Annotated in this window: 10 protein-coding genes; 7 read left to right on the top strand and 3 right to left on the bottom strand. The window is 62.7% G+C overall.

The window, feature by feature from the left end:
• The 4 genes from QOC89_RS12535 to QOC89_RS12520 all read left to right on the top strand — a co-directional run.
• Nucleotides 1-459 (top strand): alpha/beta hydrolase (locus QOC89_RS12535; protein ID WP_323045302.1); only part of this gene is annotated, 459 nt, incomplete at its 5' end.
• Between the two features lie 364 nt (nt 460-823).
• Nucleotides 824-2,053 carry a D-alanyl-D-alanine carboxypeptidase family protein gene (locus tag QOC89_RS12530; protein WP_323045301.1) on the top strand — a complete coding sequence of 410 codons (1,230 nt, stop codon included), beginning with the start codon at nt 824-826 and terminating at the stop codon, nt 2,051-2,053.
• A 13-nt stretch (nt 2,054-2,066) separates the two neighbouring features.
• Nucleotides 2,067-3,026 (top strand): D-amino acid aminotransferase, encoded by a 960-nt coding sequence (locus QOC89_RS12525; protein ID WP_323045300.1) that lies wholly within the window; start codon nt 2,067-2,069, stop codon nt 3,024-3,026.
• The gene (locus QOC89_RS12520) at nt 2,998-3,267 is read left to right on the top strand and encodes a DUF493 family protein (RefSeq protein ID WP_323045299.1); all 270 of its coding nucleotides are present in this window, start codon (nt 2,998-3,000) and stop codon (nt 3,265-3,267) included. The genes QOC89_RS12525 and QOC89_RS12520 overlap by 29 nt, the downstream gene beginning before the upstream one ends.
• A 76-nt stretch (nt 3,268-3,343) precedes the next feature.
• Here QOC89_RS12520 and QOC89_RS12515 read toward each other — a convergent pair whose 3' ends face one another.
• Nucleotides 3,344-4,312, bottom strand: coding sequence for a transcriptional regulator GcvA (locus QOC89_RS12515; protein ID WP_323045298.1), 969 nt, complete (start codon nt 4,310-4,312; stop codon nt 3,344-3,346).
• Nucleotides 4,313-4,410: 98 nt separating this feature from the next.
• On the opposite strand from QOC89_RS12515, the gene QOC89_RS12510 reads away from it, so the two are divergent.
• From QOC89_RS12510 to lipA, 3 genes are all read left to right on the top strand, one after another.
• A complete protein-coding gene (locus QOC89_RS12510) occupies nt 4,411-4,737 on the top strand; it encodes a DUF2917 domain-containing protein (protein ID WP_323045297.1) in 327 nt (108 codons plus the stop codon).
• Nucleotides 4,738-4,954: 217 nt separating this feature from the next.
• The gene (gene lipB, locus QOC89_RS12505; protein ID WP_323045296.1) at nt 4,955-5,680 is read left to right on the top strand and encodes a lipoyl(octanoyl) transferase LipB; all 726 of its coding nucleotides are present in this window, start codon (nt 4,955-4,957) and stop codon (nt 5,678-5,680) included.
• A gap of 13 nt (nt 5,681-5,693) precedes the next feature.
• The gene (gene lipA, locus QOC89_RS12500; RefSeq protein WP_323045295.1) at nt 5,694-6,701 is read left to right on the top strand and encodes a lipoyl synthase; all 1,008 of its coding nucleotides are present in this window, start codon (nt 5,694-5,696) and stop codon (nt 6,699-6,701) included.
• Between the two features lie 120 nt (nt 6,702-6,821).
• Here lipA and QOC89_RS12495 read toward each other — a convergent pair whose 3' ends face one another.
• Together QOC89_RS12495 and QOC89_RS12490 are read right to left on the bottom strand one after the other, a co-directional pair.
• On the bottom strand, nt 6,822-6,956 hold the full coding sequence (locus tag QOC89_RS12495; protein WP_323045294.1) for a hypothetical protein: 135 nt from the start codon (nt 6,954-6,956) through the stop codon (nt 6,822-6,824).
• Between the two features lie 57 nt (nt 6,957-7,013).
• The coding region (locus QOC89_RS12490) for a hypothetical protein (protein ID WP_323045293.1) at nt 7,014-7,368 on the bottom strand (355 nt) is incomplete at its 5' end.

Here is a 7,368-nt window from a genome sequence, read left to right as displayed (position 1 = left end):
CTCGTGCAGTTGAATTACGTGACCTATCGCTCGAATTTTCGGGGTGTCGGCGAAACGCAAGGCGAGCATGACGCCGGCATCGGCGAGCGCGATGATCTGCGTGCCGTGCTCGATCACATGCGCGAGCAACCAGGGCAGGGCGATCTGCCCCTCGTGCTGGCGGGTTTTTCGTTCGGCACGTTCGTGTTGTCGCACGTCGCGGCGAAGCTGCGCGAAGAAGGTCAGGCGATCGAACGGATCGTGTTCGTCGGCACGGCGGCAAGCCGTTGGGAAGTCGCACCCGTGCCGGAAAACACCCTGGTGATTCACGGCGAAACCGATGACACCGTTCCCATTCAGTCGGTTTACGATTGGGCGCGGCCGCAGGAACTGCCGGTTGTGGTGATTCCGGGGGCAGAGCATTTTCTGCATCGCAAGCTGCATGTCCTGAAGCGGATCATCGTCGACGCGTGGCGTTAGCGCGCACATGCGGAGCCCACGCGGAGCACACACGGGACGCACGCGAGGCGCATCGCGCGTGTTTTCCGGGGTACAGGTACGTGCAAACGCAATTAATCGCCCCCCTTTGCTCAAAGATACCAGGATAGCGCGCGTATAATGGGCGCTCTTTTTTGGGCGCAGCATTGCCCACCCGGCAGTTCGCGCGACGCGTAGCTTCTTGCTCGCGCGCAGCGGTGCCGGATGCGAGGCGTGCTGCGCGAACCGATCGCGTGGCCGGAAGTCCAATGGGCGCCGCGCCGTTTTTACGGCCTGACGCTCGCCGACCGGCTCCTCCAAACTATGCGCCCTGCGCGCGATGTATCTTTCCGCACGAATCGACCTTATGCGTTTCTCCACCACCGGCCGCACGTCATTCCCGTCAGTTTCTTCTTTCGTTCCCCCTACGCTGAGCCGTGCCGTGACCCTCGGCATCGTGCTGCCGGCAACACTCGTGGCCAGCACCGCGTTTGCGCAAGTGCCGCCGCCCGCGGTGAACGCGCGCTCGTGGGTGCTTGTCGACGCCACCAGCAATCAGGTGCTTGCGTCGGGCAATGCCGACGAACGCGCCGAACCGGCCTCGCTGACCAAGCTGATGACCGCGTACCTCGTCTTCGAAGCACTGCAGACGAAGAAGATCACGATGGACCAGACGGTGATGCCGAGCGAAGCGGTGCGCCGCGTGCGCAACGACGAATCGCGCATGTTCATCGAGGCGAACAAGCCGGTCACCGTGCACGATCTGGTGTACGGCATGATCGTCCAGTCGGGTAACGACGCGGCGATCGCGCTGGCCGAACTGGTGGGCGGCAGCGAAGCGCAGTTCGTCAACATGATGAACACCGAAGCGCAGCGCCTCGGCATGAAGCACACGCATTTCGCCGACGTGAACGGCATGCCCGACCCGCAGCACTACACCACGGCGGGCGACCTCGCGGTGCTGTCGGCACGTCTGATTCGTGATTTCCCCGATTACTACAACATCTTCTCGGTCAAGGAATTCACGTACAACAAGATCAGGCAGCCGAACCGCAACCGTCTGCTGTGGATCGATCCGACGGTGGACGGACTGAAGACCGGTCACACGCAAGCCGCCGGCTACTGCCTGATCGCCAGCGCGAAACGTCCGCTGCCGGGCACGACCGACGGCTCGCGCCGTCTCGTCGCGGTGATGATGGGCGAGACCAAGGAACACGACCGCGTGCAGGACGGCCTGAAGATGCTGAACTACGGCTACACCGCCTATGACACGGTGCGTCTGTACAAGGCGAATCAGGTGGTGGGCACGCCGCGCGTCTATAAGGGCTCGCAAGACACCGTGCAGATCGGCGTGAAGAGCGATCAGTACATCACCGTGCCGAAGGGCATGGGCGACAAGGTCAAGCCGCAAATCGAGCAGATCGATCCGCTGATCGCACCGATCGCCAACGGTCAGCAGGTCGGCACCGCGAAGCTCGTGGCCGACGGCAAGGTGGTCGCGCAGTTCCCGGTGGTCGCGTTGCAAGCGGTGCCGCAAGCCGGCGTGGTCGGCCGCGTGTGGGATTCGCTGATGCTCATGTTCAACAAGAAAAAGTAAGAGTCCAATTGCGATGACCGCTGTTTCCGATGTTTCGCTCGACCCGATCGTTTATCTGAACGGCGAGCTGGTGGCCTTGTCCGAAGCGCGCGTGCCGGTTCTCGATCGCGGCTTTATTTTCGGCGACGGGATTTATGAGGTCGCGCCGTTGTATGCGCAAGCGGGGGGCGGCCGCACCGCGTTTCGCTTGCGGCATCATCTGGCGCGCCTCGCGCGTTCGCTGGACAAGATCGGCATCGTCAATCCGTTCGACGCCGCCGGCTGGCGCGAGCTGATCGAGCGCGTGGTCGCGGCCAATGAAGCGGACGCCGGGCTGCGCGCCGATCAGGATGCGATTGCCTACGTTCAGATCACGCGGGGCGTCGCGAAGCGCGGCCACGCGTTTCCGGCCGGCATCCAGCCGACCGTGTTCGTGATGGTCACGCCGCTGACCCTGCCGGACGCGGCACAGCGCTCGCAGGGGGTGCGCTGCGTCACCGCTGAAGATCGTCGCTGGCTCAATTGCGACATCAAGTCGGTGTCGCTGCTCGGTAATGTGCTGATGGCGCAATACGCGGCCGAAAACGATGCATTCGAGACGATCCAGTTTCGCGACGGCATGCTGACCGAAGGTTCATCGTCGAATATCTGGATGGCGAAGGACGGCGTGTTGTACGCGCCGCCACGCAGCAACAAGATTCTCGAAGGAATTCGCTACGGTCTGATCGAAGAACTGACGAGCGAATGCGGCATCCGTTTCGAAGCGCGCGAGATCGCCGAAGCCGAACTGCGCGCCGCCGACGAGATTCTGGTCAGTTCCGCCACCAAGGAAGTGCTGCCGGTCACGCAGCTAGATGGCCAGCCGGTTGGAGAGGGCAAGCCGGGCGCGGTGTTTGCGGCGTTGTACGCGGCCTATCAGCGTGCCAAGGCCAGGGAAGCGCAAGAGGCGCAGCAAGGAGTGGACAGTGAATCCCCCGAAAGAATCATTGCTTGAGTTTCCGTGCGACTTTCCCATCAAGATCATGGGCAAGTCGCATCCCGAGTTCGCCGAAACGATTGTCACGGTGGTTCGGCAGTTCGATAACGAAGTCGACCCCGCTCGCGTGGAAACGCGGCCGTCCAGCGGTGGCAATTACACCGGTTTGACGGTCACGGTACGCGCCACCAGCCAGGCGCAGCTCGACGATATCTACCGCGCGCTCACCGGCCATCCGATGGTGAAGGTGGTGCTCTAAGCGCTGTCCTGGCAGGCGCCGGTTTTTACTTCGACCTTGGTGCCCGCACCGCAGGCCATGCGAATGTCGCCTCCTATCAAGGCGTGACGCGCAATGCGTTCGCCGCGAAGCCCGCGCGTGCCGCGGGCCTCGCCTCGCAAGCCCGCTCGAAAAGCTGTTTGAATCGGCCCACTTCCTCAAATACCCAATCGCGGAACGCCTTGACCCGCGCGGTTTCGAGCATCTGCGGCGGGCAAATGAAGTAGTACTGCCACGGGCTCGGCCCATCCACGTCGAATAGCCGCACGAGGCGGCCTGCTGCGATCTCGTGCATCGCCAGCGAACGGCGCGTGAGCGCGATCCCCTGGCCGTCGATGGCCGCCTGCAGCAGATTCGACGAATCCTGGTACAGCACGCCGCGCTTGGGCTCCGGCCAGTCGGCGAGTCCGGCGGCGTCGAACCATGGGCGCCAGAGTTCGTCGTCCGAGCGCAGCAGCGGGGCTTTGGCCAGTTCGGCTGGGGTTTGTGGCAGCTTGCCGCCGTTGAAATCCGGCGCGCAGGCCGGAAAGAAAATCTCATCCAGCAGCAACTCCGCGTGCAACCCCGAATATTTGCCGTAGCCGAAGCGGATCGCCACGTCGACGTCGTCGCGTGCGAAGTCCGTTAGCGCGTTGGTGGACAGCAATTCGAGGTCCCATTGGGGGTGCGCCTCGATAAAGCTGCCAATACGTGGCGTCACCCAACGCGCCGCGAATGATGACAGCATGGACACGACCAGTCGCCGCTCGCGGTCGCCGGCGCGGACTTCGCGCGTGGCATCGGCGAGTGCCATGAGCGCGGTGCGCACGCGCGTGGCATAGCGGCGCCCGGTGTCCGTGAGCCGTACGCGCTTGCCGTCGCGGGCGAACAGCGTGATGCCCAACTCCGCTTCCAGCGCGCGAATCTGATGGCTGACGGCGCCGTGCGTGACGAACAGTTCGTCTGCGGCGCGCGAGAAGCTCTCGTGGCGGGCCGCGGCTTCGAACGCCTTGATCGCATTCAATGGGGGAAGTTGCCGGAGGTCCATCGCAATATTTCTCACATAGAGGTGAAAATAGATCGTTTTGCGTAAACCCTTGCTGCACCTAGGATTGTAGTCATGAAACGAACTTTGGCGAGGGCATCATGCGAGAAATTTCCTCTAGTATCGCTTTTGAAATCCGCAGCGGCGAAACCGTTCCCATGAAGGTGGCACGCAGCACGAAGCTGGTTGTACGCGGCGGCGCGGTGTGGGTCACGCGCAGCGACGACACGGAAGACTACTGGCTGCAGCCCGGCCACACGCTGCGGTTGCGGCGCGGCGAACGCCTGTGGTTGAGCGCGGAAGGCAGCACTCAGGCGAAGGTCGCGTTTTCCGTGCCGACGCGCTGCGACGAACGTGCGCTGAACTGGTTCGCGCGGGTCGGCGAACGGCTGGCGGCCCGGATGCGCGGAGGCTGGCGGACGGTGTGAATGCAGCAGGCGCCGCCGTACCGCGAACGAGCGCAGTTGCAACGCGCAGGAGATGAGAGCGGCGCTCCGGACGGAACAGCGTGGTATTAAAAGCATGTTTGGCGCCAGCCACCCTGCAACAAAGCAATGCTCCGGCTGGAAGCCGTAGCGACGCCGGTGGGCGATGGCGAAGCCAGCTCCGGCGGGGATTCCCAGATTTCGGTAAACTGTCGGGACCATGTGCGCCACCCCGGTTTCCCCGTCTCCCTTGTCCGCCACGGCGCCGCTTACGCTGCGCTGGCTTGGCAGCGAACCCTACGAAGCCAGTTTCGAAGCGATGCGCGCGTTCACCGACGCGCGCGTCGCCGATACACCCGACGAAATCTGGCTGGTCGAACACCCCCCCGTCTTCACGCTTGGCCAGGCCGGCGACCCGGCGCATCTCTTGGCCGCCGATAGCGGCATTCCGCTCGTCAAGGTCGACCGCGGTGGTCAGATTACGTACCACGGGCCTGGGCAGGTGGTTGCCTACCTGCTGCTGGACCTGCGCCGCCGCAAGCTGATGGTGCGCGAGATGGTCACGCGGATCGAGCAGGCCGTGATCGATACCCTCGCGGCGTATAATCTCGCCGGAGAACGCAAGGCGGGCGCCCCTGGCATCTACGTGGCGCCTGGGCCGCACGCCGGGCTGCATGCCGGCGCCAAGATCGCCGCGCTGGGTCTGAAAATCCGCAACGGCTGCAGCTATCACGGCGTGAGCCTGAATGTGAACATGGACTTGCGGCCGTTTCTGGCCATCAACCCATGCGGTTACGCGGGGCTCGAAACAGTCGATATGGCAACGCTGGGCGTTGCGGCCGGCTGGGACGACGTGGCCCGTACCCTTGCAGCACGCCTCACCGCAAACCTCGACGGCAGTCCCGCGGCCGTCGCCCAACCGCAGGCCGGTGCTCTCACCGCCTGACTGGACCGAACGAATGACTGACGTTACCGCGAACCTCGCAGCTTCCTCCGCTCCTGATGCGGTGCCGGCTTCCGGCGCTGCCTACGACGCCACCGCGAAGCAGAAAGCGCAAGCCAAAACCGCCCGCATCCCGATCAAGATCGTCCCGATCGAAAAGCTGAAAAAGCCGGACTGGATCCGCGTCAAAGCGGCCACCGGCAATTCCCGCTTCTACGAAATCAAGCAGATTCTGCGCGAGCACAACCTGCACACCGTGTGCGAGGAAGCGAGCTGCCCGAACATCGGCGAATGCTTCGGCAAGGGCACCGCGACGTTCATGATCATGGGCGACAAGTGCACGCGCCGCTGCCCATTCTGCGACGTCGGCCACGGCCGCCCCGATCCGCTCGACGTGGATGAGCCGGGCAATCTGGCTCGCACCATCGCCGCGCTGAAGTTGAAGTACGTGGTGATCACGAGCGTCGATCGTGACGATTTGCGTGACGGTGGCGCTGCTCACTTCGTGGAATGCATCCGCCAGACGCGCGAGTTGTCGCCGGAAACACGCATCGAAATTCTGACGCCGGACTTCCGCGGCCGGCTGGATCGCGCGATCGGCATTCTGAACGCAGCCCCGCCCGATGTGATGAACCACAACCTCGAAACGGTGCCGCGTTTGTACAAGGAAGCGCGCCCCGGTTCGGACTACGCGCATTCGTTGAAACTGCTGAAAGACTTCAAGGCGCTGCATCCGGACGTCGCGACCAAGTCGGGCCTGATGGTCGCTCTGGGCGAAACCGAGGAAGAAATCCTGCAAGTGATGCGCGATCTGCGCGAGCACGACGTGGACATGCTGACGATCGGCCAGTATCTGCAACCGTCGGAACACCATCTGCCGGTGCGCTCGTATGTGCATCCGGACACGTTCAAGATGTACGAAGAAGAAGCCTACAAGATGGGCTTCACGCACGCAGCGGTGGGCGCAATGGTTCGCTCGAGCTACCACGCGGATCTACAGGCGCATGGAGCTGGGGTGGTCTGAACGCTTTAGTGTGTTGTCAGTTTGAAAATGCAAAGCCCGCAGATGTTGCGGGCTTTGTTTTTTGGGGAGGCGCGGAAGAGAGCGGTCCAGCAATTCCGCCCGGCGAACTGCCTGCGCTGCCTAGCGGTAATGGCGCGCGAGCAGACTGCAAGTAACCGAAATGATTCCGCCGATGATCGTGAACGGATAGAGCAAGAGGATGAAGCGATCGCGGAATGCGTGGTCCCCGATGAGCCGGTCGATCAAATTGGGCATGTTGAATCTCCTTGTGAGACTAGGGGTAAAAAGTATAACGCAGCGCATTCAAATTAGTTAGGTAGACGAATAATGAGATGAAAAAAATGAGACCGCGACGATAGCGGTTATGAGCAGCGAAAACCACATTAACCTTCCGCCAGGTTTTCGTTCTCTTGCATGATTCGCGGAACGAGCCGCTGCGTCGGCCGCACCCAGGCACACCGGTATCGACGCTGCGACGATAAAGAGTACGTGCCAGAGAAGTGCCGCCAACATGAGCGCTAACGTGCGGTGTGTCGGCGCTGCGCTCAAGGCGCAGCCAATCTCGTAGCATGCGCTCGCACACATCGAAATGACGACCCAGAAAAGCTGGCCATCCTCAATGGATCGCCGCGTAATGCTCTGCGCCACATGCCGGTAGTAGCGCGAA

The sequence above is a fragment of the Paraburkholderia sp. genome (assembly GCF_034668105.1).
In the GTDB taxonomy this organism is placed as follows: Bacteria; Pseudomonadota; Gammaproteobacteria; order Burkholderiales; family Burkholderiaceae; genus Paraburkholderia.
This window is presented reverse-complemented; position numbering and strand designations above follow the sequence as displayed.